We start from the raw sequence: 25,297 nt of genomic DNA, 5'->3' as shown, positions 1-25,297 counted from the left end.
AAGATCGGAGCGATATCCGTCCTCATTTTTATCTCTACATTTTTACCTTTTGTGATGGGATTCCGGGATGATTTTCTGCAGATGAATCCATTCATCATTCAATCCTCTTTCTTGATGCCGTTCGGATGGGTCATGACTGCAATTGTTTGTTCCTGTTTTATGTTTCTGTTTTGCAAGCAAAATGCGGATGTTTTTTTTTACAGCGGAGTGATCCTGTTTATAACGATTATGCTGCATTTTGTGTATCATGCCCTCAGTACATCGGTCTATATCTCTCTGATTCAAGAATCATCTATCGATGTATCTTATTTTATCCTGTGTATTCCGTTCTTTTTATATTACCTTCTGTATGAACAACCGGATCGACAAAACATTTATATGGAAAGCTCCTTCATTAAGACATCAGAAAAAAAGTAGGCTTTCAGCCCTCTATCGGGGAATGCTTTTTCCCAACGCTTTGCTTCGCTCTACATTGGGCTGAATTAACGTGCCCTTTCAGGGCTTTTACAGCGTTCAGTAATCAGTAGTCAGTAAACAAATTAACATCTCAACAACCAAACACCTCAACGCCACGAAAGGGTTAGCTCGCAAGGGGTACAAGGGCTGTAAGCCTGACATCATTGAATAGTCAGGGCGGGTACACAGTGTCCGAACGCCCCCCCCTCCCCCCTTCAAAGGGAGAATTTGCAGGGATGAAGCTGACAACTGACGCCCCCCAACAACTAAACGGCTAAACAAATCAACCCAATTTGAGGTAATAATGCTTACCTTTGTACACGTCTAAAATCAAATGTAAAAACGTATGAAGAAAAAACAACTATGGAGCCTGGTATGTGCGATGTTCGTCGCAGCGCAACAGGGACAGGCCGAAGAAGCGCGGTTGCTGCGTTTCCCTGCTACAAACGGTAGCGACATTGTGTTTTCGTATGCCGGCGATTTGTACAAAGTATCTGTCCGCGGCGGAGAAGCGAAACGGCTCACTTCGCATGTAGGCTACGAAATGTTTCCGCACTTTTCGCCCGACGGAAAAACGATTGCCTTCACCGGACAGTATGACGGAAATACGGAAGTGTATACCATCCCCGCCGACGGCGGCGAACCGCTGCGCGTAACTTACACTGCGACAAATCAACGCGACGATGTGGGAGACCGTATGGGACCGAACAACATCGTGACCGCATGGACAGCTGACGGCGCGAAGATTGTTTACCGCAACCGGATCGGCTCGGGATTTGGCGGTAAACTGTACACCGTAGCCAAAGAAGGCGGACTCTCCGAAGTCATCCCCTTGCCCGAAGGCGGCTTTTGCAGTTTTTCTCCCGACGGGAAACGACTGGCCTATAACCGTGTGATGCGCGAATTCCGCACATGGAAATACTATCGGGGCGGTATGGCAGACGATGTCTGGATATATGACGCCGGAAAGAAAACGGTCGAGAACATCACGAACAACCGCGCACAAGACATCTTCCCGATGTGGGTCGGCGACGAAATCTATTTCCTCTCCGACCGCGACCGGACGATGAACCTCTTCGTCTACGATACAAAAACAAAAACGACCTCGAAGGTAACCGACTTCACCGAATATGATATCAAGTTCCCAAGCACGAACGGGCAACTGATCGTCTTCGAAAATGCCGGCTATATCTATCGGTTCGATCCTGCCACAAAGAAAGCCGAAAAGGTCAACATCACACTGACCTCCGACCATCTGTACGCCCGGAGCGAAATCAAGGACGGCGGACGGTACATGCGCGGAGCCAGCCTCTCGCCCGATGGGAAACGGGTTGTCGTCACGGCACGCGGCGAGATATTTAACCTCCCCGTTGAGAAAGGCGTGACGAAAAACATCGTCCGTACGCCGGGGGCTCACGAACGCAGCGCTACCTGGTCGCCCGACGGCAAGCACATCGCTTACATCTCCGACGCAACGGGCGAAACCGAGCTTTACATGCAACCGGCCGAAGGAGGCGAAGCCGTTCAGCTGACGAAAAATAACGATACGTATATCCGTAACTTCGAATGGAGTCCCGACAGCAAATCGATTGTGTACACCGACCGCAAGAACCGGATCAACCTGCTGAATGTGGCTACCAAACAGGTAACCGAAGTACTGCGCGATCCGAAGAAAGAACCGTATGAGGTCACTTTCTCGCCCGACAGCAAATGGCTGGCATATACACGCATGGCCGACAACGAATACGACATCATTTACCTCTACCGCATCGACGACAAGAAAGAATTTCAGGTAACCGACCGGTGGTACGATTCGGGTTCTCCCACGTTTAGCACAGACGGGAAATACCTTGTATTTACCTCGATGCGCGACTTCAATCCAACCTACGGATCGAAAGAATGGAACCACGTCTACGGTTATTCGAACGGAGTTTACCTCGCGCTGCTGACCAAAGACACGCCCTCCCCCTTCCTGACCAAGGACGACGGTAGCAAAGCTGAACCGAAGAAAGTAGAAATCAACGTAGAAGAAGGCAAGAAAAAAGAGACGGACGAGAAGAAAAAGCCCGAAGGCGTCACGGTCAAAGTCGATGCGGACGGACTGAGCGGCCGGATCGTGAAACTCCCCTTGCCGCAAGGATATCACGGTAATCTTTATTCCGACGGGCAAAAAGTGTATTACAGCCGTAACAACTCCACCTACGTCTATGATCTGAACAAGCAGAAAGAAGAAACCGTGGCCGAAGGCGCCCGTATGTGGGTGGAGCCGGGAGGCAAAAAAGCCGGATTCTTCAAAAACAAGCAACTGTTTGTCAAAGATATTCCTTCCGGGAAAATCGATTTGAAAGACCCTGTAAATTTCTCGGATATGAAGATTACGATCGACTATGCCAAGGAGTGGGCACAAATCTTCGATGAGGCATGGCGTGCCTTCCGCGACGGCTTCTACCTCGAAAATATGCACGGCGTAGACTGGAAAGCGATGAAGAAGAAATATGGCGTATTACTCCCTTATGTGAAGAACCGTCAAGACCTCACCTACCTGATCGGCGAAATGATCGGTGAACTCAATTGCGGCCATGCCTACGTGAACACCGGCGAGACGAATCGCCCGCAACGCATCAAGACCGGACTGTTGGGCGCAGAGATCTCGCGCGACAAGAGCGGCTTCTTCCGCCTCGAAAAAATTCTGCCGGGCGAATCATGGAGTCCCGCTCTCCGTTCTCCGCTCACCGAGCCGGGCATCGAAGCTCAAGTCGGCGATTTCATCGTCGCCATCGACGGAGTGCCGACCAACACGGTCAACGACCTGTATGCCCTCCTCGTAGGGAAAGCCGGCGTTCCGACGGAATTGTCGCTCAACGGCAAAGCACAGCTCAACGGCGCCCGCAAGGTGGTGATCCGCCCGCTCGAAGAAGAATATTCGCTCTATCATTACCAATGGGTAAAAAATAACATCGAGAAGGTTGACAAGGCTTCGGGCGGAAAAATCGGATATATCTACATCCCCGATATGGGAGTAGACGGACTGAACGAATTTGCCAAATATTTCTATCCGCAACTCGACAAGGAAGGACTCATCATTGACGACCGCGCGAACGGCGGCGGTAACGTCTCCCCGATGATCCTCGAACGTCTGGCTCGCGAACCGTACCGCATGACCATGCGCCGCGGATCGACCCGTAACGGTACCGTGCCCGATGCGGTGTTGGTTGGCCCGAAAGTGTGTCTGATCAATAAATATTCGGCTTCCGACGGCGACCTGTTCCCGTGGGGATTCCGCGCGCTTAAACTCGGTAAACTGATCGGAACCCGCACATGGGGCGGAATTGTCGGGATCACAGCCTCGTTACCGTTTATCGACGGTACCGACGTGCGCGTGCCGTTCTTCACAAGCTATGACATGGATGGCCACTGGATGGTAGAGAATGAAGGCGTAAAGCCGGATATCCTCATTGACAACGATCCGGTAAAAGAATGGAACGGCGAAGACGAGCAGCTCAACCGTGCCATCGAAGAAGTCATGAAAGAACTGAAGAACCGCAAACCGTTGCCCAAAACTCCGGCGCCGCGGGTGTGGAATAAATAACCCTTATGGATGCTCTCTGTGTCTGCCGGATGGAATACCCCTCTCGGCACGGACACGGAGGGCATCTATCTTTCTCCGGCATATCAGTACAGTCGGCAATATACAAAATTCAATCATCATTTATCTGTCTTACAAAAATTCACACAAAATCATCATGAAAAAGACAATCTTATTTATATCTATCGTGCTCTTTTCTTTCGGTGTATCGGCACAATGGAAGCCGGCCGGCGACAAGTTAAAAACCGTTTGGGCTGAACGCTTTGACCCGAACCGGATATTACCCGAATATCCGCGTCCCCTATTGGAACGATCGGTATGGATGAACCTGAATGGTCTCTGGGAGTATGCGATTCGAGACAAAGGAAAAGCCGAACCGGCCGATTTCGACGGAAAGATTCTCGTGCCTTTCGCCGTAGAATCATCGCTTTCGGGCGTACAAAAGACCGTGAACGAACAGCAGGAACTATGGTATAAACGTACGTTCACCGTACCGTCATCCTGGAAAGGCCGGCATGTGAAACTCAACTTCGGAGCCGTCGACTGGCGCTCCGACGTGTTTGTAAACGATATCTTTATCGGCACACACCAAGGAGGCTATACGCCTTTCTCGTTCGATATAACGTCGTTTCTTAAAGCAAACGAACCGCAGAAACTCGTCGTACGGATATGGGATTCGACGAACAAGGGGTATCAGCCGCGAGGCAAACAGACATTGAACCCCGAAGGCATCTGGTACACGGCTGTTACCGGTATCTGGCAAACGGTATGGATCGAGCCGGTTGCGGAGCATCATATCACAAGCGTGCGCTCAATTCCCGATATCGACCATGAGATCGTTGAAGTAACCGTCTCGACCAACGACGATCGGAACCATGACATCGTTGAAGTCTGTCTTTTCGACGGTGATCGTATGGTATCTTCGGCCAAAGGCATCAGTGGAAAGACCTTGCGTATACCGGTTACGAACGCCCGGCTGTGGTCGCCCGAATCTCCGACGCTCTATGCGATGAAGATCAGCCTCACACACAACGGCAAAAAAATAGACGAAGTATCGTCCTATACGGCTATGCGCAAGATATCGACGGCTCGTGACGCCAACGGTATCATGCGCATGCAGCTCAATAACAAGAATTATTTCCAATACGGACCACTCGACCAGGGGTGGTGGCCTGACGGACTCTATACGGCGCCGACTGACGAAGCGCTGCTTTATGATATTCGAAAGACGAAAGATTTCGGATTCAATATGATACGTAAGCATGTCAAGGTTGAGCCTGCGCGCTGGTATTACCACTGCGACAAGGAAGGGATGCTCGTCTGGCAAGACATGCCGAGCGGTGACATGGACAATGTGTGGGAGCCGCGTCAATACGGCGGAGGTTCAGACAAACAGCGAAGCGAAGAGTCTGCCGCCAATTACTATCATGAGTGGGGAGAAATCATGGACTTGTGCATCTCCCATCCTTGCGTCATTATCTGGGTACCTTTCAACGAGGCATGGGGACAATTCGACACCGAAAAAGTAACGGCATGGACGGAACATCGTGATCCGTCACGACTCGTCAATCCGGCCAGCGGAGGAAACCATCGCCGGTGCGGAAGCATACTCGACCTGCACAATTATCCCGGTCCGGAAATGTACCTGTTCGATCCAGAACGTGTAACGGTTCTCGGCGAATACGGCGGTATCGGGTTGGCGCTCGAAGGCCATCTATGGTGGGATAAACGCAACTGGGGATATGTGCAGTTTAAAAACAAAGAAGAAGTAACGGCCGAATACGTGCAGTTTGCCAAGACGCTTCAGTCATTCGTCAGACAAGGTTTCTCCGCAGCCGTTTATACGCAGACAACCGATGTGGAAGGCGAAGTGAACGGGCTGATGACCTACGACCGGAAAGAGATCAAAATCAACGAAGCCGAAGTACGTGCTGCCAATCAGGAGGTTATTCGTATGCTATCGGAATAGCCTGACGCATTCTCAAAATACGGGGAAACGGTTGTCGCCGTCGGAAGTGACGGCGATGCACTCGACCTCGACGAGCCACCCCGGACGACAGACCGCAGCACAGACCGTGATACGGGGTATTTGTGGAAAATAAGCGTCTATCCATGTGCCGACCGCTGCGTAATCGCCCGGGTCGCGCACGTAGACAATCATCTGCATGACGTTGTGCATGCCGGCATCAGCCTCGGCCAACAACGCCCTGATATTTCCGAATAAACAGTCGAGTTGACCGGAAAGATCGCCGGGATGCACGATCTCGCCATACTTGTTAATGCTTGCCGTACCCGAGATAAAGATATGCCGCCGGTCACCGTATTGCACCATGGTACCCCGCTCGAACGTCACGCCGTATTCGCTCGTTCGATTCAGATGATCAAGTGCATCGAGATAGCTCACCTGCTCCGTTTCCAAGCCGTGCACCGCATACGCATCCATCGTCACCAATGCCCGCGGATCGGTATACCGTCCCTCGATGCCCGTGCTGGCAATGAAATGGGTCTGCGACGTCAGCCCTTCGCGCTCGAAACATGCCCGGCGCGCTTTCACCATGCCGGCATAACGCAGGTCGATGTCGCGCACAAAAAGCCATGTACGAATACAGTGACGGCTCAACGTACATGCCTGCGTCGCCAATAAAGCCGTGTAACGGTCAAAAATATCGGTTGTCTGCTTCTCTTCGTCCGAAGCCGATGAGTGAAGTTGTGTATGATAAAAGTGACGGTAATACGGACGGATCAGTTCTGTAGCCTGTACAGACAGGTTTTTAGACACACGTGAACTTTCGGATGTCACCCAATAAGCCCAGAGGGCTACCTTTGTCAGACCGGGCGCCTGCTGTACGACAGACAACGCCGCATCTTCGTTATCGTATCCACACAAAAAACCGTGTTGATTCATGACATCGCTAAGGAAGTAACGCCTCCAGACAAGCATCGTATGAGGATATTCACTTTGCCAACGGCTCAATGCCGCCTCAAGCTGTGCAAATTGCGTTTGGGTATCTGACTCCGAAGCCGCGATTCGTATTGACAAATGGTATTCGGCAGCCTGCCCGGACAGAGCAAATTCGCTGTAAGTAGCGAGGACCGGCAGATCCGCCCATTCTCTGTGATGTGTGCAAATCATCGGATATCAAACTGATCCGCATCACGCCACACCGGAAACTTCTCCCGAAGCGTATCCAACGGCTCCCGCTCCAGCGTACACGTGACGATTGTTTCTTCCTCTTCGCCGGCATCCGCCAGCTTTTCTCCTTTCGGAGTATATATTCTCGAGCTGCCGTGATAAGCGAACTCGCGGCCATCCACACCGACACGGTTCACCCCGCACACATACACCATATTCTCAATCGCCCGCGCATGCAGCAGCGTCTTCCACACATCCCGTCGTACACTCACCCAGTTGGCCACGTAAATCAGCACGTCGTATTCGTTATTCACATTGCGGCTCCAGACCGGGAAACGCAAGTCATAGCAAACCATCGGGCAGATTTTCCAGCCGCGATAATCGAGAATCAGCCGCTTATCGCCGGCCGAGAAACTGCGATCTTCGCCCGCCATACGAAACAGATGACGCTTATCGTAATAATACTCCCGACCATCGGGGGTAATAAAGAATGCACGGTTATAAAAACGCCCTTCTTCCGAAGCGATAAAGCTCCCTGTCACGGCAAAGCCGTATTCTCGGGCCCACTGCTTCACCGAAGCGATCGTCTTGCCGTCGACCGGCTCCGACAGGTCGTGCACGCGCATCGACAATCCCGTCGTAAATAACTCCGGTAAGACTGCCAGATCGGTTTTGCCGGTTAAACCATGCAGCAATTTCCCATAATAAGCCACGTTCTCCGTTCTGTCTTCCCACACAATCGGAGCTTGAATCATACTGACACGCAACGAGCTGTTACTATTCATCGATCTTTCCGTTTTTCTTATCGCGTTCTTCCCCGACTTCTCCGAATTTCTCTCCATGATGGCCTCTGATTCCCTTATAACATGAACGGATATAACGGATGTCCGCATCCGCATCGCCCGTCGGCCGGAAAGTCGACATAATCCCGACTTCTTTCCTGCCGTAATCGATATAACCAAGCTGAATCGGTACCTGTGCCTTCAAAGCAATGTAATAAAAACCACGTTTCCACTCATCGACCCTCTTGCGCGTCCCTTCCGGCGTGATAGCTACACGGAAATAATCGTGTGATGCAAATTCAGCCGCCATCTGTTCGGTCATGGACTGGTTGCGGCTCCGGTCGATCGGTACGCCGCCCATGCTCCGAAAGATTAATCCTAACGGAAAGAAAAACCATTCTTTCTTCATCAGGAATTTAGCCTGTTTCCCGACCGCGTTGTAAAACAACTTGCCGATCAGAAAATCGGTGTTGCTCGTATGAGGGGCTACACAAATCACACACTTGGGAACATCGTCGCCCGTCAGACCGATATTCCATCCCATGCACTTAAGAAGCCATCTACAGATCGCTTTTTTCATGCTTTCTTATCAAGCGCTTCGGTCAATCGGACGATCTCTTCGGCCAACGCATTCCATTCTTTTCTCAGATCAGCAGATAACTTTTGATAATATTTCTTGACCTCTGCCCGGTTTGTGCCCGGAGCATGATGTGCACGGCAAATAAACTCATCGTTCCGATCGCTCATGTGCGTCGCCAATAATAAAACTTTCTCATTGTCTATTTTCGGAAGTAAATAATGACAGATTAACAAGTCGGAAAACAACATCCCGAACAGACGGGAGATATGTTTCTTTAATTTTCTTCTTTTTGCCATTTTAGTTTCTTCTTTTTGAGTTAAACATTTTCTTTTTTTCGACAATCAAAGGTATGACAATTCTCCGGGATTTGGATAAAGAAACACAAGAAAAAGAAAAAAAGACGTATCTTTGCCGGCTAAACAACTACCTTTTATAAGGTTAGACAACTATGATAAAAAAGGCAATAACTCAACCGGATTATATTTTTGAATGCAGCTGGGAAGTCTGCAATAAAGTTGGCGGTATTTATACCGTCTTGTCCACAAAAGCACGCACGTTACAACAGCGTTTTACCGATACGATTATTTTCATCGGGCCGGACCGCGGAAAGCCGGATGCCGATTTTCGAGAAGACCCTGCGCTCTACGCCGACTGGGCGAAAGCGGCAGCTTCCGAAGGACTGTCCGTGCGCAAAGGACGATGGCAGATACCGGGCACACCTCCGGTGATTTTAGTCGACTATCAGCCTTTCTTCGAAAAGAAAAACGAAGTCTATTACGAAATGTGGGAATCGTTCGGTGTCGATTCGTCAAAGGCTTATGGCGATTATGACGAGTCTTGTATCTTCGCCTACGCCACCGGAAAAACGATCGAAAGTTTCTACCGCTTTCATGGGTTGGAACAGAAAAAGATCATCGCCCATTTCAATGAATGGATGCTGGGGTTCGGAGAGCTATATCTACAGAAATACGTACCGCAGATTGCTACGGTGTTCACGACACATGCTACCTCCATCGGACGTTCGATTGCCGGAAACGGTAAACCCCTCTACGGATGCATGAATGGATACGACGGCAATCGGATGGCAAGAGAATTAAACATGGAAGCCAAGCACTCGGTCGAGAAGCAGGCTGCCCGTTATGCCGACTGTTTCACGACCGTAAGCGATATTACGGCCACCGAATGCAGGCAGCTCTTGGACAGAGCACCGGATATCGTGACCCCCAACGGTTTCGAGCCGGACTTTGTGCCTGTTGCCGATGCTTATCCGGCACGTCGTACTGAAGCCCGTAAAAAACTGCTCAGGGTAGCCGAAACGTTATGCGGCCGGACGATCGATGAAGATGCTTTTCTCATCTCGACGAGCGGCCGGTATGAGTATCGTAACAAAGGAATCGACGTTTATATCGAGGCCATGAACCGTTTGCGCACTTCCGGCAAACTGAATCGGCAAGTCGTCGCTTTTCTGCTTGTCCCGGCGTGGGTTTTCGCTCCGCGTGCCGACCTGAAGGAAATTCTTGCGAAAGACTTTCATACGACGGAGCCAATGCAGACCTCATGCATCACGCATTGGCTTAACAATATGAATGAAGACAGCATAACGAATTTCATCCTCCGTTGCGGCTTTACGAATACGGCAGACGATAACCTGAAAATCATCTTTGTGCCCTGCTATTTGGACGGGAAAGACGGTATATTCAACATGACGTACTACGACCTGTTGATCGGTATGGATGCGACCGTTTATCCGTCGTATTACGAGCCGTGGGGCTATACGCCGCTGGAAAGCATTGCGTTCGGCATCCCGACGGTCACCACCGATCTGGCCGGATTCGGGTTATGGGCTAAGGCAAAGGTTTCGGGCGATGACATCACGGAGGGAGTCGCCGTGATTCACCGGACAGATGATAATTATTTCGATGTCGTGAATGATATTTCGGAAATTTTACTTTCTCTGATATGCAAAGATGCAGCCGATCGGGAATATATTCGAGAGAATTGTCGCAAGTTAGCTGCACAGGCTGAATGGAAGCAATTCATTACATATTATTATCAAGCATTTGATATGGCTTTTGCGAAGGCGAAACAGAGAAACCGTATGTGATGTTATAGGTTGTCCCGATTATACATTCTCTTTTAGCAAGCAACTGTCTTTATACATAAAATCTGCTCGCAATCCGGTGGTGACGTCCAAATACCGTACATCCGTGTATCCGCTGTCGGTGTATGAATAATAATGATCGCCAATACGGTAACGATGCCCATTGATGCCTGAGACATACTTATCTTCATCGTTTCTATTGATCGAGCGAACCACGCGGCCTCCCTTGTCCAACACGTATTCAATCTTTTCCTTTTCGATGTTGCCTTTACCTTTGTCAAGGTCTTTCGTTATGGTCCGGTCGGCTATGTATCCGCTGTCAGTTATCATATATGTATATTCGGATATGCCGAACAGCTTATCTTTATTCGGATGGCTGTAGTCCACATCATAGTTTTCCGTTTTGAGCAGCCGACCGTCATCACCGTACGTATATTTTAAGATATTCCATTCTCTGTCCGGATAGACTTTACCATCCAATTCTACTTTCCGTGGAAAATAATCCGACCGATAAAGCAAGTGCCCATCCTGAGAATATTTACTAATGAAACAATCGATCGTCCCACTGATGTGAGTAGCTGTATCCGTCAGTCGGTCTTTACTGTATTTGTAAACAGCTTCGGATACCGTATATAGCGGTTTATCATTGCCTCCCTCTAGATACGTTTTTCTGACTGACGAATCGGCCATACTTCTCGGCATTCGCGGTTTCATCGGGTGCTGAGGTCCCGTAATTGTCTGTGCGGAAATCATTCCCCCTGTTACCCATAGTAAAGTTAATACTATAATGTACTTTTTCATGCTCTAATGTATTTAATAATTTAACGTTTCAAAAATAGTATATAAATATATACAAAAAAAGTTTTGTATATATTTACATTTTTTATGTAATAAATATTATTTTAAACAGACCTGATTTTGATTGTCATAAAAATTCAAAACCAGTAATTATCTACATGAAAATCATGCTTTCCACAGCTTGCAAGAAGACTAAACCACAACGTGTTTTTACACTATCTCTTGCATTTTTGAATAAATGATATTTAACGGCTGTAAATCCATAAAAAATCACTCTGTTGAGAGTATTGCATGAAAAAATTAACGAGGCGTCATTCCTGCTTTACACGAAAATTGCATTACCTTTGTCGGGCAATTATCAAAAAACTTACGTATGAAAATTCAGTCAAAGAATTCAAATGATCCGATTTGGAGAGACCTATACTCTCATTCTAAACTTCCGAAACGATTAGAGCCGCTTCACGAAATCGCCACCAACTTGTGGTGGGTATGGCATTACGAAGGAGCAAAGCTCTTCGGTGAGATTTCGCCCGAGTTATGGAGATCGACCGAAGGCAACCCCCTCTTATTGCTTCAGAAGTTACCGCAGGAACGAATTGAAGCAATTTTGGCCGATCAGGTATTGATGGCTAAAATCAATGACGTATATAAACAATTTAAGAGTTATGTACAAGTCAAACCCGACACAAGCAAACCGTCGGTTGCCTATTTCAGCATGGAATACGGACTAACGAACGTACTGAAAATCTATTCGGGCGGATTGGGCGTGTTGGCAGGCGACTACCTGAAAGAAGCCAGTGACAGCAACATTGATCTGGCAGCCGTCGGGTTTCTGTACCGTTACGGCTATTTCACCCAAAGCCTGGCGATGGACGGTCAACAGATTGCCAACTACGAAGCCCAGAACTTCTCGACATTGCCACTCACACAAATGATGATGGACGATGGCCAGCCGATGGTGCTCGAGGTGCCGTATCCCGAACGGATCGTCTATGCACATGTCTGGAAAGTAAGCGTCGGGCGCGTACCACTTTATCTGATGGATACGGACATACCCGAAAATAGCGAATGGGACCGCTCGATCACCCACCAGCTTTACGGCGGAGACTGGGAAAACCGCATGAAGCAGGAATACATGCTCGGCATCGGCGGCATTTTACTGTTGAATAAGTTGGGACTGAAGAAACAGGTTTATCATTGCAACGAAGGCCATGCCGCATTGATCAACGTACAGCGGCTCGTCGATTATATCCGGATCGAGAAGTTAGACTTTAATCAGGCCCTCGAAGTCGTTCGCGCCTCCTCACTCTATACGGTGCATACGCCCGTACCGGCCGGTCACGATTATTTCGAAGAAGCGCTTTTCGGCAAATACATGGGCGGATTTGCCGAAAAACTCGGTATCAGCTGGCAGGACTTTATCGACATGGGACGTACGAACCCGGGCAGTCAGGAAAAATTCTGTATGAGTACATTCGCCCTCAACACCTGTCAGGAGGCCAACGGCGTAAGTTACCTCCACGGCATCGTATCGCGCCAGATGTTCGCTCCGGTATGGAAAGGATATTTCCCCGAAGAGCTGCACGTGGGCTACGTGACCAACGGGGTGCATCTGCCTACTTGGATGGCTACCGAATGGAAAAAATACTGTGCGAAGAATTTCGACAAAAGTTTCTTCAAAGACCAGTCTAACAAAGCGATCTGGGAAGCCATCCAGCATGTTCCGGACAGTGACATTTGGGAAATCCGCAAGGCACTCAAACATAAATTGATCGAATACATCAAAGACCAGTATCGCGATAACTGGCTGAAGAACCAGGGCGACCCGTCGAAAGTCGTTACATTGATGGAAAAAATCAATACGAACGCGTTGTTGATCGGTTTCGGACGCCGTTTTGCCACATACAAACGAGCGCACCTCCTGTTCACCGATTTGGACAGACTATCCAAGATCGTCAACAATGAAAAATGCCCAATACAATTCGTCTTCACCGGGAAGGCGCACCCGGCCGACGGTGGCGGACAGGGCCTGATCAAACACATCGTGGAGATTTCGCGTCGTCCGGAATTTCTAGGCAAGATCCTCTTCCTCGAAAATTACGACATGCGTCTGGCGCGCCGCCTGATTTCGGGGGTCGACATCTGGCTGAACACCCCGACACGACCGCTGGAAGCATCCGGCACATCGGGCGAAAAGGCTGAGATGAACGGTGTACTCAACTTCTCCGTGCTCGATGGATGGTGGTACGAAGGTTATAAGGAAGGAGCCGGATGGGCGCTGACCGCACAACGCACGTATGACAATCAGCAATATCAGGATCAGCTTGATGCCGCCACGATCTACCATCTGCTCGAAGATGAGATTATCCCGCTCTACTTTGCCAAGAACAGCAAAGGCTATTCGCCTGAGTGGATTCAGTACATCAAAAACTCCATCTCGCAAATCGCACCGGACTATACGATGAAACGGATGCTCGACGACTATATCGAACGGTTCTACAGGAAGCTGGCCGCACGCTCCGCTTTGCTCATGCAAAACGATTACGCCGAAGCTCGAAATATCGCCGCATGGAAGAAAGAGGTTGCCGAACACTGGGATGATTTTGAGATCAAATCGTTCGAGTATGGCGAAGATGCCGCACATCCCGCAGTGGGCGACGAATACATCGTCCGGATTGTCATCGATCGCAAAAGCCTCAAGAGCATGCTTGGCGTTGAGATTGTCTATACACGTGAAAACCCGGAAGACCATACGATCGAATTCGTTTCGGCAACACCGTTCCAACTGAAAAAGGTGGATGGCACGAAACTATATTTCGAGTTGAAAAAGAAAACAAAAGTCTACGGACATCTGCGTGTCGGTTTCCGGGTCTATCCGGTAAACGAACAGCTGCCTCACCGAATGGATTTCGCATACATCCGCTGGATTCAGCCATAAACATACGGTCGTCCGTCACAGAAAAACCGGGCTTATGTTCGGTTTTTTTGTGCCCTGCCGTTTCCGTTTTCAAAATATATCGTACATTTGTCTATCATAAAAAAAGACACCATGGGCAAACCAATCATTCTCTCCGACCTCTTCCGCCAATCGTGGAAAAGTTTGTGGGCACAAATCTGGGTATTGAGCGGACTGTTAATCGGCTACGTGATCATCGGCTTGTTGCTCAATGCTTTTATTCCACCTTCCGATAATCATATCGGTGTGGCGGGTATCGTTATTATAGCTATAAGTGTTTTATTCCATTTGGTTTTCACATTGGGATATACTAAAAATATGTTTCAGGCATTGGACGGCGAGGAACCGCAGTTTTCGGCTTACGGACAGATGAGCCGTAAAATATTTATTTATTTTTTTGCATCCGTTATTTATGCAATTGTGGTATGTGCCGGACTGTTTTTTTTGATTGTGCCGGGCATTTACCTCGCTCTCCGGCTACAATTCTTCCCGATGTCTATCGTAGAAGAAAATACGGGGGTCGTCGGATCATTGAAACGGAGCTGGGAGATCACACGCAGCTCAACACTGAAGCTCTTCCTGCTCATGCTCGTCCTGATCGGCCTCATGCTGGCCGGATTCGCCTTGTTTCTGATCGGCATCTTCGTGGCGCTGCCGCTGTGCGGACTGATGAGCTGCTACGCATTTCGCCGTCTGACAGTATCGACCACTTCATAAAATCAAGATACATACAGGATGAATCATTTATTCAGTATAAAAGACAAAGTCATTGTTTTGACAGGAGGCTACGGAATACTGGGACGTTGCATCGCCAAACATTTGGCGCGCGAAGGAGCGAAGGTCGCCATCCTCGGACGTAACGCCGAGAAAGGCAACCGGTTGAAAGAGGAGGTGCGCAAACTCGGAGGCATGGCCATGTTTCACGCGGCCGACGTCATGCGCCGCGAACAGCTCGAAGAAAGCCGGCAAGCCATCGTGCAAGCATTCGGAAGCATCGACGTGCTGATCAATCTGGCGGGAGGAAATATGCCGGGCGCTACGATCGCGCCGGATCAGACGTTTTTCGATCTCGACCTCGACGCTTTCAGGCAAGTCATCGACCTGAACCTGTTCGGTACGGTACTCCCGACGATGGTATTTGCCGAGGTCATGGTCGAGCAAAAGAAAGGAAGCATCATCAATATCTCGTCCGAGGCATCGCTGCGACCGCTTACGCGCGTACTGGGCTACGGATGCGCTAAGGCGGCCGTTAATAATTTCACCCGGTATCTGGCCACCGAGCTGGCTACGAAATTCGGCGAGGGACTGCGGGTGAACGCCATCGCGCCAGGGTTCTTCCTGACCGAACAGAACCGCACGCTAATGACCAACGCCGACGGTACCCCGACGGAGCGTTGCCAACGTATCGTCGCACACACGCCTTACGGCCGACTGGGCAAGCCCGAAGAGCTGTTGGGCACGGTACAGTGGCTGGCAGCCGACGCGTCGGCTTTCGTGACGGGCACGGTGATACCCGTCGATGGCGGATTCGACGCTTTTTCGATTTAATCGCACGCATACACCTTTAAAATACATATAATCATGACAAAAAAACAATGGTCGCTCGTCGTACCGACGAGCATGGGGGTGCGACTGACACCCACTGCGCAGGGACAGCCGTTTCATACGAGCCACTCCATGTTGATGCAGGCTACGAGCGCCGAAACGAACGTGGCGACGGTGGCCGCATCGCTCGGACTGCCGGTCAAAGCGCTGACGACGTTCGTCGAAGGCAGCCCCGTGGCACAATTTATCAAAGCCGATCTGCGCAGCCGCGGCATCGCCTGCGAAGGGCGCGAAGTGCCACAGGGCGGGCCGTGGGGCTTGCGTCATCAGATCAATATGGCCGACAGCGGTTTCGGCGCGCGGGGGCCGCGCGTGTGGAACGACCGGAGCGGCGAAGTAGGCCGCACGCTGAACGTGCGCGATTTCGACCTCGACCGTCTGTTCGGGCGTGAAGGCGTGGAGATGCTCCACCTTTCAGGACTGATCGCGGCACTCTCGGACCAAACGGGCGAATTTTGCCTCGAGCTGGCACGCACGGCCAAACAGCACGGCACACGGATCTCGTTCGATCTGAATTACCGCGCCTCGTTCTGGGAAGGACGCGAGCGAGCGCTGCGCGACGTCTTCGCCCGGATCGCCTCCGTGGCCGACATCATCGCAGGTAATGAAGAAGACTTTCAACTCTGCCTCGGTATCGACGGGCCGGAGACCGGAGGAAAAAATATCGAAGCCAAAACGGAGCGTTTCAAAGAAATGATCCGGAACGTGAAGCGAACGTTTTCCAGCGCCTCGGTTTTCGCGACGACCTTGCGCGAAGTGTCGGACGCGAACCATCATCTGTGGGGCGCTATCATGCTCGCGGGCGATGAGTGGCACTGCGTCGAGCCGCTTCCGATCCGGGTGCTCGACCGTATCGGCGGAGGCGACGGCTTTGTAGGAGGTCTGCTCTACGGCATCCTCCGAAATTGGGAGCCGCGACAGTGGATACGCTTCGGATGGGCTACCGGCGCACTGGCCGTAACTTCACTTACCGACTATGCCCAACCGGCCGACGAAGCACAGGTATGGAGCATCTGGGAAGGAAACGCACGAGTGATGCGATAAACCGGCCGCGGCCGCAAGTTTTTCAAACAGCACAAACGATGATCTACTATGAACAGGGAGCGCCGGACAAAGCATTCGGCCATGACGAACTGAGGAAAGCCGTGTTTTCGATCCTCGACCGACTGGGCGAGCGACGCAAGGTATTGGCCATCCCACCCGACTTTACCCGCTTCCACTCACGGGCGGGGGAACTGACACGCTACATCTACGAGTATTACGGCGAACACCTGACGGATATTCTTCCCGCCATCGGGACGCATTTTCCAATGACGGACGGGGAGATCGAAAAAATGTTCCCCGGCATCCCCCGGTCGCTCTTTCGCGTGCATGACTGGCGCAACGGTGTCGTGCATGTCGGTACCGTGCCGGCCGACTACGTCGGCGAGGTATCGGGCGGCGTAGCCCACTATCCCATGCCCATGCAGGTGAACCGCATGCTCCTCGAAGGCGGGTACGACCTGATCCTTTCCATCGGGCAGGTGGTGCCGCACGAAGTGATCGGGATGGCGAACTACAACAAGAACCTCTTCGTCGGTATAGGGGGGAGTGAAGGCATCCACAAGAGCCACTTTATCGGCGCGGCATACGGTATGGAGCGAATCATGGGACGTACCCACACCCCCGTGCGCCGCGTGCTCAACTACGCCTCCGAACATTTCATCCGCCATCTGCCGGTCGTCTATCTGCAAACCGTTATTTCGGCCGGAAATGACGGTCTGCAAATGCGCGGGCTCTTTGCAGGCAACGATGCCGAATGCTTTGAGAAAGCTGCAGCCCTCTCGTTACAAACAAACTTCACCATGCTCGACCGTGAGATACACAAAGCCGTCGTTTATCTCGATCCCGAAGAGTTTCGCAGTACGTGGGTCGGCAACAAAAGCATCTATCGCACGCGCATGGCCATGGCCGACGGCGGCGAACTGATCATCCTCGCCCCCGGTGTACGGCAGTTCGGCGAAGACGCGGACAACGACACGCTGATCCGCCGGTACGGCTACGTCGCCACGCCGCAAGTGCTGCGGCATGTCGAAGAAAACGAAGAGCTGCGACAGGCGCTTGGCGTAGCAGCCCATCTGATTCATGGCACATCGGAAGGACGATTCCGCATCACCTACTGCCCCGGACACCTGACACGCCGCGAAATCGAGAGCGTAGGCTTCGGGTATGCCGACCTCGACGCCATGATGCGAAAATATCACCCGCACACCCTGCGCGAAGGCTGGAACACCGTCGACGGCGAAGAAATCTACTACATCTCCAATCCCGCGCTCGGGCTTTGGGCCTATCGGAAAAGATTTGAAAAGACCTGATTTTTTTTTCGGTGTTTTTTCTTACTTCTGATTCTGAAGTTTCGCTGCTTCCTTTTTCAATTGCTCAAGCTTCTTCTCCAGCACTTCAATCGCCTCATCGGCTTTGTAGCTGGAGTGAGAGAACAACGTTTCAATATTTTCTTCCAATGAACCTTTAAGCTCTTTCACCTTTGCTTTAAGGTTTTTGCTGAAATCCTCCACACTGTGTTTGATATTATCGGAGGTATCGTCAAACGATTTTTTTATTTTCTTACGTGTTTTCGTTCCTTCATCCGGAGCAAAAAGAATACCCATTCCTGCTCCCAGCATAGCGCCTACTAAAAATGATACGACTGTTTTTCCTGCATTATTACACATAGCTTTTAAAATTTTGAAATTAATACTCCTACAAATGTATCATATATTTTTTGTTTCTACCCACTCAGACCATTGTTTAGGCATATTTAATTCTTTTTAATTGTATTATCCCGATCGCTTTCACGCGTTTTATCGGACAAATACCCACTCATCCTCTTTCGAGAGGTCGGGATAAAAGAAATAGCCCTCGCTGTCGAACGCCTGCACGTCTTGATACTTCGTAAGTCTGTTCTTGATGATGAACCGCGCCATCAGTCCGCGCGCCTTTTTGGCATGCACGACAACCTGCCGGAAGCCGTTTGTCTCATGTTGCAAAAAACGGATATCGATGATTCTTGTGCCCTGCGGAAGCTTGTTCTTACGAACCACCTTTCCATATTCCTGCGAGGCCACATTGATGATGACACGTTCGTCGTGCGCTAACTTCGACGCGAGGTATGCATTAAGCGTATCGCCCCAGAAATCGTACAGACTTTTATATCCTTCGGGAACGATTTTTCGCTGAAATTCGAGTCGGTAAGGACGTATCGCGTCCATCGGACGGATGATGCCGTACAGTCCCGAGAGGATATTCAGATGTTGCTGGGCAAAAGCAAAATCATCTGCCGAGAAGTCATGCGCATTAAGTCCCTTGTAGGCAATACCGTTATAGGCCAGAGCAGCGGCGCGGCGAGGCGCAACGGGCAGGTCGAACGTCTGAAAATAGCCGAACACGTCGTGCGCCATCTGCGGATTGATATTCATCGACGCGGCGATCTCATCGACCGACATTTCGCGACAGACCGCCACCAGTTCGGCCGTCTTATCGGTAAAAAGCGGGTCGATAGCCTTGACCGAATCGTCGGCGCCGTCAAAATCCATTAATTTGGCAGGAGATAAAACAATTTGCATATATCATCATTTAGAGAAGTTCCTATTCTTTTTGAGGCAAAGATAAAGAGTATGAATACAAAAAGCAACTTTTTGATTACCGCTCTATATCTATCGGAGACCGGACAGCTTATTTTTTCTCTCATCTGTTTTTATAATTAAAAAACGATGCGTAAGTTTGTGGCGGAATCGGATACCTCTCTTACCCAAGACGACGATATGCTGCGCTGGAAGGTAGGGGGTAAATCCGAACTCCGACACATGAATATCAGGAATACCATGAAGAAGAACCCCGATATACCAGTTCGGACAGCCCGAGAGCGCACACCCGACAGAGAAAGGCTTGTAGTTTGGCAGAAACGGCCCGAACGGAAAGCGTCTGTCTTTTTCTCGAAATACGGTCTATACAAACATTATGATATAAAAGATTCAACAAACAATCATTTTAAAGCAGTAAAAGTATGAGAAAAACGAATGGAACAAGGATCAGAATCCTTTTATTCTCTTCCATGTTATTTCTCGGCGGCAATTTGTCGGCAGAAGTAACAACGTATGGAAGTAATCCGGAGTTTACAGGCGCAGCTCAGCAGCAGAGCGTCCGAAAGATCACCGGAACGATCAAAGACGAGCTTGGAGAAGGCATGGTCGGTGTGAATATCCTTCTCAAGGGTACCAACACGGGAACGACGTCGGACTATGACGGAAACTTCTCGATCGAAGTACCGCCGAATGCCGTACTGGAGATTTCGTATATCGGGTTTCTATCGCAGTCCGTACCTGTCGGAGACCGGACTCAACTCGACATCGTACTCGTCGAAGATACGAAGATGTTGAATGAGGTTGTCGTTCTGGGTTACGGAACGAACGCGCGGAAGCAGGACCTGTCGGCCTCAGTCGGGATTATCAGCAACACCGAAAAGCTGGTCACGCGCCCGGTCACATCGACTGAAAGCATGTTGCAGGGACAACTGGCCGGTGTCACGATTACGGCGAACGGAGGAGATCCGACCTCAAGCCCGCATATTGTGATTCGCGGACAAGGGTCGCAGAATGGCGACCGTGTGCTTTGGGTCGTAGACGGTGTGCCCGGTGCTCCTGTCGCTTCGATGAGCGACATCGAATCGATTGTGGTACTGAAGGACGCCGCTTCGGCGGCTATTTACGGAGCGCAGTCGGGCGCCGGTGGAGTCGTGCTGGTCACGACGAAGAAAGCGAAGAAAGGCAAACCGAGCATCTCGTACGAGGGTATCTTGGGAATACGCCAAGCCATGAACCTGCCGCAGTCGCTTACGGCCGAAGAGCAGATTCGGATGAGACAAACGTCATACACCCAGGCCAAACTGTCGATCCCGACCGGGTGGGATACCGCCAAAAACCCGTGGGTCGGTACGACACGTACCGACTGGATGGACGAGATTTTCCGCACCGCTTCGTATCAACGGCACAACATCTCGCTGAATGTCGGGACGGACGATTTCACGAATCGCATTTCATTCTCTTCGAACGTCGACAACGGCGTGTTACTGAACACCTACAACAACTCGGTCGGACTGCGTTACAACGGAACGTATAAACTGAATAAATGGGTTTCGATCAGCGAAGACTTCGTATGGAAAAATTCTTCGAGCCGGGGAACCAACACCTCGAGCGCTTATTCCGGAGTCATCCTTTCGGCCATTTATATGCCTCGAAGCGCCACAGTCTATAATCCCCTCACCGGTTCGTTCGGGGGTACTACGACGGAAGACCCCGAATACATTGCCAAATACGGTTCGAGTTATCCGGACATTCACGGCGACGTCATCAATCCGGTGCGCTCGCTGATCGCCGAGACGAATTACAACAAGACGAGCGACGTATGGACGACAACGGCACTCGACATCACCAACATCGTCGAAGGATTAAAATTCACCAGCCGTTTTACGTATAATGTAGAAAACAACTTATACAAGAATTTCACTCCTCGCCGGAAAGAAGTCGGCAAACCGAGCAACACGAACACGCTTTCGGAAAGCACCTATCGCACCGATGCGTGGAAAACGGAAAATACGCTGACGTACGATAACACCTTCGGTGAGCATACCGTAAGCGGCCTGCTTTCGACCACGGCCGATCATTACGAAAATAGAAGGCTCGAAGTAGAAGGAAGGACGTTTGCCAACGAATCGAAGCCCCTGCAATATCTGGCTTATGCCGAGACCATCACCGCAGGCGATAAGCTGGAAGGGCCGGATGCCAACGTCTCACTGATCTCACGTCTGGCCTATTCGTTCAACGACCGGTATTTTGTCACCGGTTCGTGGCGTCGCGACTATGCCGGCCGTCTGCCGAAAGAGAACAATTACGGCGATTTTCCGGCTTTCACGGCTGCGTGGAAAATCTCGAACGAAAAATTCTTCCCGAAGAGCGACCGGTTTAACCTGCTCAAACTCCGCGCTTCGTGGGGACGGGTCGGTAATTTGGGATCGATCGGTTACAATTATAAAGCCGCCATTCTATCGAAAAAGGAAAATCCGTCGAACGAGGGCGGGCAGTACGGAACAACCGTCGGAGGAGCATGGGGCACGGCCATTTATAAAGGAGATGCTTTGAACCGACACCTTACGTGGGAGACCTCGGAACAGACGGACTTCGGTATGGATATCGACATGTTCAACGAACGTTTGTCGTTGGCTGTCGATTACTTCAGCAAACGCACGTATAACCTGATTCAGAAACAGACGATGAACTGGCCGCAAACCATCGGTCTGAATCCCATGCTCGTGAATCAGGGAGAGGTACGTAACCGGGGGTTTGAGATACAGGCTTCGTGGAACGACCGCATCGGGAAGGATTTTTCGTATTTCATTTCAGGCAACTTCGCTTACTTGAAGAATTGGGTTTCGGACATCGGTGTTAAAAACGCCGACGGCACGCCCGGCGTATGGACCGGAGAGGGCAGTTTCAGAAATGTGCCTTATATGTATCAGACGGCCGAAGGAGAACCGTTGGACTCGTATTATGTGATTAAGACAGACGGTATTTTTCAGAGCGATGCCGAAGCCGCAGCGTATGTCGATAAAAACGGAAAACGTATTCAGCCGAATGCCGTGGCCGGCGATTTGAAATTCGTCGATGCCAACGGCGACGGGGTGATCAACGACAAAGACCGCCAATACTGCGGTAATGCGATGCCTGAAACGACGTTTGCCCTTTCGATGGGATGCTCGTACAAAAAACTTTCGGTCAGCGCCATGTTGCAAGGCGTCGGCGGAGCACAATCGTTGTACATGGCCAAATACATGTTGTTGGGCGATGTGGAAGGGAATTTTAACCGCCAGAACACCATCCTCGACGCATGGAGTCCGAACAACACGTCGTCGAAGATTCCCCGTCTCTCGAAAGCCGACCCGAACGGTAATTTCACGACCCCTTCGGACTGGTATCTCGAAGACGCCTCTTACCTGCGAATTAAAAACGTGACCGTAGCCTACGATCTGACCGATATGTTACGCAAATCCTGCTTTGCCGACCGATCGAACAGCCGGCTCTCCCTCTATCTCAGCGGTGAGAACTTATACACTTTCACCCGATATTCGGGTATGGACCCGGAAACCGGAGGATACGACGCGCTGAAATACCCGCTTTCGCGTGTGCTGTCTTTGGGTATACAACTTACATATTAATCTATTGTATTCATCAAAATAAAGAAGAAGAACATGAAACTGAAAAAATATCGATTTGCCTTGATCCTGCCGTTCCTTATGTTAGGCGCGTGCAGTGATTTTTTAGACGTTCAGCCCGAAGGAAGCGTGACCGACGAGCAGTATTTTACGAACGATCAACAAGCCATCGACGCCATTACCGCGCTCTACATACCGATTCACTGGGAAGAGACCTTCGGGCGTGATTTATTCTGGGAGCAGGGAGCCGCCTGCGATATCGTATGGGGGCGCACACGAGGCTATAACACGCTCGCCACATTGGCTTATACGGGTGACGAAGGCCCGCTGCGCTGGAACTTTGAAGCATTCTATACGATCATTTCCCGCTCCAACTGGGTTGTTCAGAAGCTGCTGAACAAACAGCAGAAAGTAGCCCTGACAGCCATCGAAACGCGCAGCCTGGGAGAGGCTTACTTTATGCGAGGCATGGGACATTTTTACATGGCTTATCGTTACGGTACCGACAAGCAGGGTGTTCCGTTCGTGCGATACGAAGATTTCCCGGAAGGATATGATCAATCCATCCCCACGCAACAGCCGTCGGTGATCGACAATTACAAGTATATCATCGACGATATGGATCAGGCGATCAAGTACCTGCCGAGGTTCGAAGCCTACGGCGAAGAAGACAGAGGACGTGCGCATCAGGCCGCGGCCGTCGCTTACAAAGCGAAGGTGTACGCCTATTGGGCTACGTGGGATCAAACGCAGTGGAACAACGTGATCAGCATGGTCAATCTGCTCGAAAAAGATTACGGGCGCAATCTGGCCAAAACATTCGCCGAAGTCTTCTCGTCCGATTTCGCCGACTTCTGGAATGCCGAATACCTCTGGTCGATTCCTTCGACCGGCGGAGCCAAGGGGGGCGGGAGCGAATTTCCCGGGGTCGTGCTCGAAAACAAAGGATGGGGTAAATACAACGGCTGGGGACAGAACAAGCCCTCGTACGACATCTACGAGCTGATGCTCAAAGACGGCCCCGGAAACGACCGTCTCGTACGTTCCATCCTCGAATACAATCAGGAATTTGAGTTCTGGGGTGAAAAACGTCGGTTCTTCTCCACCTCCGATATCGAATCGGGGTTCATGATCAACAAGTACATGGACCCGTTCAAACACGCCAATCCTGTCGAGAACGGCTACGTGTGTTCGAATGGCGACTGGCCTACGGTACGCGTGAACTTCCCGATCATACGTTTTGCCGAAATGCTCCTCTTCCGTGCCGAAGCGTATCTGATGACAAACCGGGCGGAAGAAGCAAAAGCAGACCTTAACCGTATCCGTGTACGTTCCAGGCTGACGCCTCTTGCCGCTACGCCAACCATGGCCGAGCTGTATCACGAGCGGCGCTGCGAACTGGCTTTCGAATTTACAGACCATCTCTACGATCTGAAACGGTGGCAACGTTCGCCCAACGCCGTAATAAAAGAACTGGCCGTGAAAGAGCTGAACTCCCGTCCACGCATCCGAAAATACGCCGACCGCGCCAATCCGAAATCGACTTTCGAAGTGACGTATTACTCCGATTATGCCAATAAAGGCAGCTATAAGGAACACATGATCGTATTTCCTTATCCTTCGGAGCAGATCACCAAATCGAACGGAAAATTGAAACAGAACGAAGGATATAAGTAGATGATAACATAATCAATGATCCTCATACAGCGAAAGACGATATTTACTGCACAATGAACAAATAGACAAAACTGGAGTAGATTACTTCAGAGGGCATCTATTTACAGTAGCGTCAATGGGCCAAACATGAGAAGAACAAGTAATCTCGTTATCAGGGCGGCTTAAGGACTTGCACCCGTTAGAATATCCCCGTGACAGAAGTATACCATGCAAAAAGAAGGAGCACTTTCTCATTGGAAAATGCTCCTTCTTGAAAAAAAATAATACCTAAAAAACGGCGGCTACCTACTCTCCCACAATATAGCAGTACCATCGGCGTGACGAGGCTTAACTTCTCTGTTCGGAATGGGAAGAGGTGGATCCCTCGTGCTATAACCACC

Annotated in this window: 18 protein-coding genes and 1 rRNA gene; 11 read left to right on the top strand and 8 right to left on the bottom strand. The window is 50.5% G+C overall.

The window, feature by feature from the left end:
- Positions 1 to 802 precede the first annotated feature (802 nt).
- Together Tanf_RS02550 and Tanf_RS02545 are read left to right on the top strand one after the other, a co-directional pair.
- Positions 803 to 4,045 carry a S41 family peptidase gene (locus Tanf_RS02550; protein ID WP_046824802.1) on the top strand — a complete coding sequence of 1,081 codons (3,243 nt, stop codon included), beginning with the start codon at positions 803 to 805 and terminating at the stop codon, positions 4,043 to 4,045.
- A gap of 154 nt (positions 4,046 to 4,199) precedes the next feature.
- Complete coding sequence (locus Tanf_RS02545) at positions 4,200 to 6,011, top strand: glycoside hydrolase family 2 protein (protein WP_046824801.1); 1,812 nt, start codon at positions 4,200 to 4,202, stop codon at positions 6,009 to 6,011.
- Between the two features lie 12 nt (positions 6,012 to 6,023).
- On the opposite strand, the gene Tanf_RS02540 is transcribed toward Tanf_RS02545, so the two are convergent.
- Genes Tanf_RS02540 through Tanf_RS02525 form a run of 4 tightly spaced genes read right to left on the bottom strand, consistent with a single transcriptional unit; the run spans position 6,024 to position 8,833 of the window.
- Positions 6,024 to 7,175 carry a Rid family hydrolase gene (locus tag Tanf_RS02540; RefSeq protein ID WP_052448978.1) on the bottom strand — a complete coding sequence of 384 codons (1,152 nt, stop codon included), beginning with the start codon at positions 7,173 to 7,175 and terminating at the stop codon, positions 6,024 to 6,026.
- A complete protein-coding gene (locus Tanf_RS02535; RefSeq protein WP_046824800.1) occupies positions 7,172 to 7,960 on the bottom strand; it encodes an amidohydrolase in 789 nt (262 codons plus the stop codon). Before Tanf_RS02535 ends, Tanf_RS02540 begins: the two co-directional genes overlap by 4 nt.
- Positions 7,953 to 8,537 carry a lysophospholipid acyltransferase family protein gene (locus tag Tanf_RS02530; RefSeq protein ID WP_046824799.1) on the bottom strand — a complete coding sequence of 195 codons (585 nt, stop codon included), beginning with the start codon at positions 8,535 to 8,537 and terminating at the stop codon, positions 7,953 to 7,955. Before Tanf_RS02530 ends, Tanf_RS02535 begins: the two co-directional genes overlap by 8 nt.
- Complete coding sequence (locus Tanf_RS02525; RefSeq protein ID WP_046824825.1) at positions 8,534 to 8,833, bottom strand: hypothetical protein; 300 nt, start codon at positions 8,831 to 8,833, stop codon at positions 8,534 to 8,536. Before Tanf_RS02525 ends, Tanf_RS02530 begins: the two co-directional genes overlap by 4 nt.
- A gap of 152 nt (positions 8,834 to 8,985) precedes the next feature.
- On the opposite strand from Tanf_RS02525, the gene Tanf_RS02520 reads away from it, so the two are divergent.
- Positions 8,986 to 10,641: a glycogen/starch synthase gene (locus Tanf_RS02520; protein ID WP_046824798.1), complete on the top strand. Its 1,656-nt coding sequence runs from the start codon at positions 8,986 to 8,988 to the stop codon at positions 10,639 to 10,641.
- Positions 10,642 to 10,659: 18 nt separating this feature from the next.
- Here Tanf_RS02520 and Tanf_RS02515 read toward each other — a convergent pair whose 3' ends face one another.
- Positions 10,660 to 11,439, bottom strand: coding sequence for a hypothetical protein (locus Tanf_RS02515; RefSeq protein ID WP_140230585.1), 780 nt, complete (start codon positions 11,437 to 11,439; stop codon positions 10,660 to 10,662).
- A 370-nt stretch (positions 11,440 to 11,809) separates the two neighbouring features.
- On the opposite strand from Tanf_RS02515, the gene glgP reads away from it, so the two are divergent.
- From glgP to Tanf_RS02490, 5 genes are all read left to right on the top strand, one after another.
- A complete protein-coding gene (gene glgP, locus Tanf_RS02510; protein WP_014226375.1) occupies positions 11,810 to 14,374 on the top strand; it encodes an alpha-glucan family phosphorylase in 2,565 nt (854 codons plus the stop codon).
- Positions 14,375 to 14,485: 111 nt separating this feature from the next.
- Positions 14,486 to 15,109 (top strand): DUF7847 domain-containing protein, encoded by a 624-nt coding sequence (locus Tanf_RS02505; protein WP_014226376.1) that lies wholly within the window; start codon positions 14,486 to 14,488, stop codon positions 15,107 to 15,109.
- A gap of 18 nt (positions 15,110 to 15,127) precedes the next feature.
- On the top strand, positions 15,128 to 15,940 hold the full coding sequence (locus Tanf_RS02500) for an SDR family oxidoreductase (protein WP_046824796.1): 813 nt from the start codon (positions 15,128 to 15,130) through the stop codon (positions 15,938 to 15,940).
- Between the two features lie 33 nt (positions 15,941 to 15,973).
- Positions 15,974 to 17,041 carry a sugar kinase gene (locus tag Tanf_RS02495; RefSeq protein ID WP_046824795.1) on the top strand — a complete coding sequence of 356 codons (1,068 nt, stop codon included), beginning with the start codon at positions 15,974 to 15,976 and terminating at the stop codon, positions 17,039 to 17,041.
- A 38-nt stretch (positions 17,042 to 17,079) separates the two neighbouring features.
- Entirely contained in the window at positions 17,080 to 18,351 is a 1,272-nt protein-coding gene (locus Tanf_RS02490) for a nickel-dependent putative hexonate epimerase (protein ID WP_014226379.1), read from the top strand.
- Positions 18,352 to 18,372: 21 nt separating this feature from the next.
- Here the strand turns inward: Tanf_RS02490 and Tanf_RS02485 are convergent, their stop codons facing one another.
- A complete protein-coding gene (locus Tanf_RS02485) occupies positions 18,373 to 18,708 on the bottom strand; it encodes a YtxH domain-containing protein (RefSeq protein ID WP_014226380.1) in 336 nt (111 codons plus the stop codon).
- A 129-nt stretch (positions 18,709 to 18,837) separates the two neighbouring features.
- Positions 18,838 to 19,599, bottom strand: a complete 762-nt coding sequence (locus tag Tanf_RS02480; protein WP_046824794.1) for a YaaA family protein — start codon at positions 19,597 to 19,599, stop codon at positions 18,838 to 18,840.
- A gap of 147 nt (positions 19,600 to 19,746) precedes the next feature.
- Here Tanf_RS02480 and Tanf_RS02475 point away from each other — a divergent pair, with 147 nt between their 5' ends.
- Genes Tanf_RS02475 through Tanf_RS02465 form a run of 3 tightly spaced genes read left to right on the top strand, consistent with a single transcriptional unit; the run spans position 19,747 to position 24,917 of the window.
- Positions 19,747 to 20,043, top strand: a complete 297-nt coding sequence (locus Tanf_RS02475) for a hypothetical protein (RefSeq protein ID WP_046824793.1) — start codon at positions 19,747 to 19,749, stop codon at positions 20,041 to 20,043.
- A complete protein-coding gene (locus tag Tanf_RS02470; protein ID WP_052448976.1) occupies positions 20,040 to 23,243 on the top strand; it encodes a SusC/RagA family TonB-linked outer membrane protein in 3,204 nt (1,067 codons plus the stop codon). Before Tanf_RS02475 ends, Tanf_RS02470 begins: the two co-directional genes overlap by 4 nt.
- Before the next feature lie 39 nt (positions 23,244 to 23,282).
- Positions 23,283 to 24,917: a RagB/SusD family nutrient uptake outer membrane protein gene (locus Tanf_RS02465; protein ID WP_371706626.1), complete on the top strand. Its 1,635-nt coding sequence runs from the start codon at positions 23,283 to 23,285 to the stop codon at positions 24,915 to 24,917.
- Positions 24,918 to 25,189: 272 nt separating this feature from the next.
- Here Tanf_RS02465 and rrf read toward each other — a convergent pair.
- Positions 25,190 to 25,297: ribosomal RNA gene (rrf, locus tag Tanf_RS02460) — 5S ribosomal RNA — on the bottom strand; the annotation flags it as partial.

The organism is Tannerella forsythia, assembly GCF_001006485.1.
Classification (GTDB): domain Bacteria; phylum Bacteroidota; class Bacteroidia; order Bacteroidales; family Tannerellaceae; genus Tannerella; species Tannerella forsythia.
This window is presented reverse-complemented; position numbering and strand designations above follow the sequence as displayed.

Bases quoted from the DNA above. Each gene is read 5' to 3' on its own strand.
- Tanf_RS02550 (WP_046824802.1), top strand. From the start codon at position 803: ATGAAGAAAAAACAACTATGGAGCCTGGTATGTGCGATGTTCGTCGCA.
- Tanf_RS02525 (WP_046824825.1), bottom strand. From the start codon at position 8,833: ATGGCAAAAAGAAGAAAATTAAAGAAACATATCTCCCGTCTGTTCGGG.
- Tanf_RS02480 (WP_046824794.1), bottom strand. From the start codon at position 19,599: ATGCAAATTGTTTTATCTCCTGCCAAATTAATGGATTTTGACGGCGCC.
- Tanf_RS02470 (WP_052448976.1), top strand. From the start codon at position 20,040: ATGAGAAAAACGAATGGAACAAGGATCAGAATCCTTTTATTCTCTTCC.
- Tanf_RS02535 (WP_046824800.1), bottom strand. From the start codon at position 7,960: ATGAATAGTAACAGCTCGTTGCGTGTCAGTATGATTCAAGCTCCGATT.
- Tanf_RS02485 (WP_014226380.1), bottom strand. From the start codon at position 18,708: ATGTGTAATAATGCAGGAAAAACAGTCGTATCATTTTTAGTAGGCGCT.
- Tanf_RS02490 (WP_014226379.1), top strand. From the start codon at position 17,080: ATGATCTACTATGAACAGGGAGCGCCGGACAAAGCATTCGGCCATGAC.
- Tanf_RS02530 (WP_046824799.1), bottom strand. From the start codon at position 8,537: ATGAAAAAAGCGATCTGTAGATGGCTTCTTAAGTGCATGGGATGGAAT.
- Tanf_RS02505 (WP_014226376.1), top strand. From the start codon at position 14,486: ATGGGCAAACCAATCATTCTCTCCGACCTCTTCCGCCAATCGTGGAAA.
- Tanf_RS02500 (WP_046824796.1), top strand. From the start codon at position 15,128: ATGAATCATTTATTCAGTATAAAAGACAAAGTCATTGTTTTGACAGGA.
- Tanf_RS02545 (WP_046824801.1), top strand. From the start codon at position 4,200: ATGAAAAAGACAATCTTATTTATATCTATCGTGCTCTTTTCTTTCGGT.
- glgP (WP_014226375.1), top strand. From the start codon at position 11,810: ATGAAAATTCAGTCAAAGAATTCAAATGATCCGATTTGGAGAGACCTA.
- Tanf_RS02475 (WP_046824793.1), top strand. From the start codon at position 19,747: ATGCGTAAGTTTGTGGCGGAATCGGATACCTCTCTTACCCAAGACGAC.
- Tanf_RS02515 (WP_140230585.1), bottom strand. From the start codon at position 11,439: ATGAAAAAGTACATTATAGTATTAACTTTACTATGGGTAACAGGGGGA.
- Tanf_RS02540 (WP_052448978.1), bottom strand. From the start codon at position 7,175: ATGATTTGCACACATCACAGAGAATGGGCGGATCTGCCGGTCCTCGCT.
- Tanf_RS02520 (WP_046824798.1), top strand. From the start codon at position 8,986: ATGATAAAAAAGGCAATAACTCAACCGGATTATATTTTTGAATGCAGC.
- Tanf_RS02495 (WP_046824795.1), top strand. From the start codon at position 15,974: ATGACAAAAAAACAATGGTCGCTCGTCGTACCGACGAGCATGGGGGTG.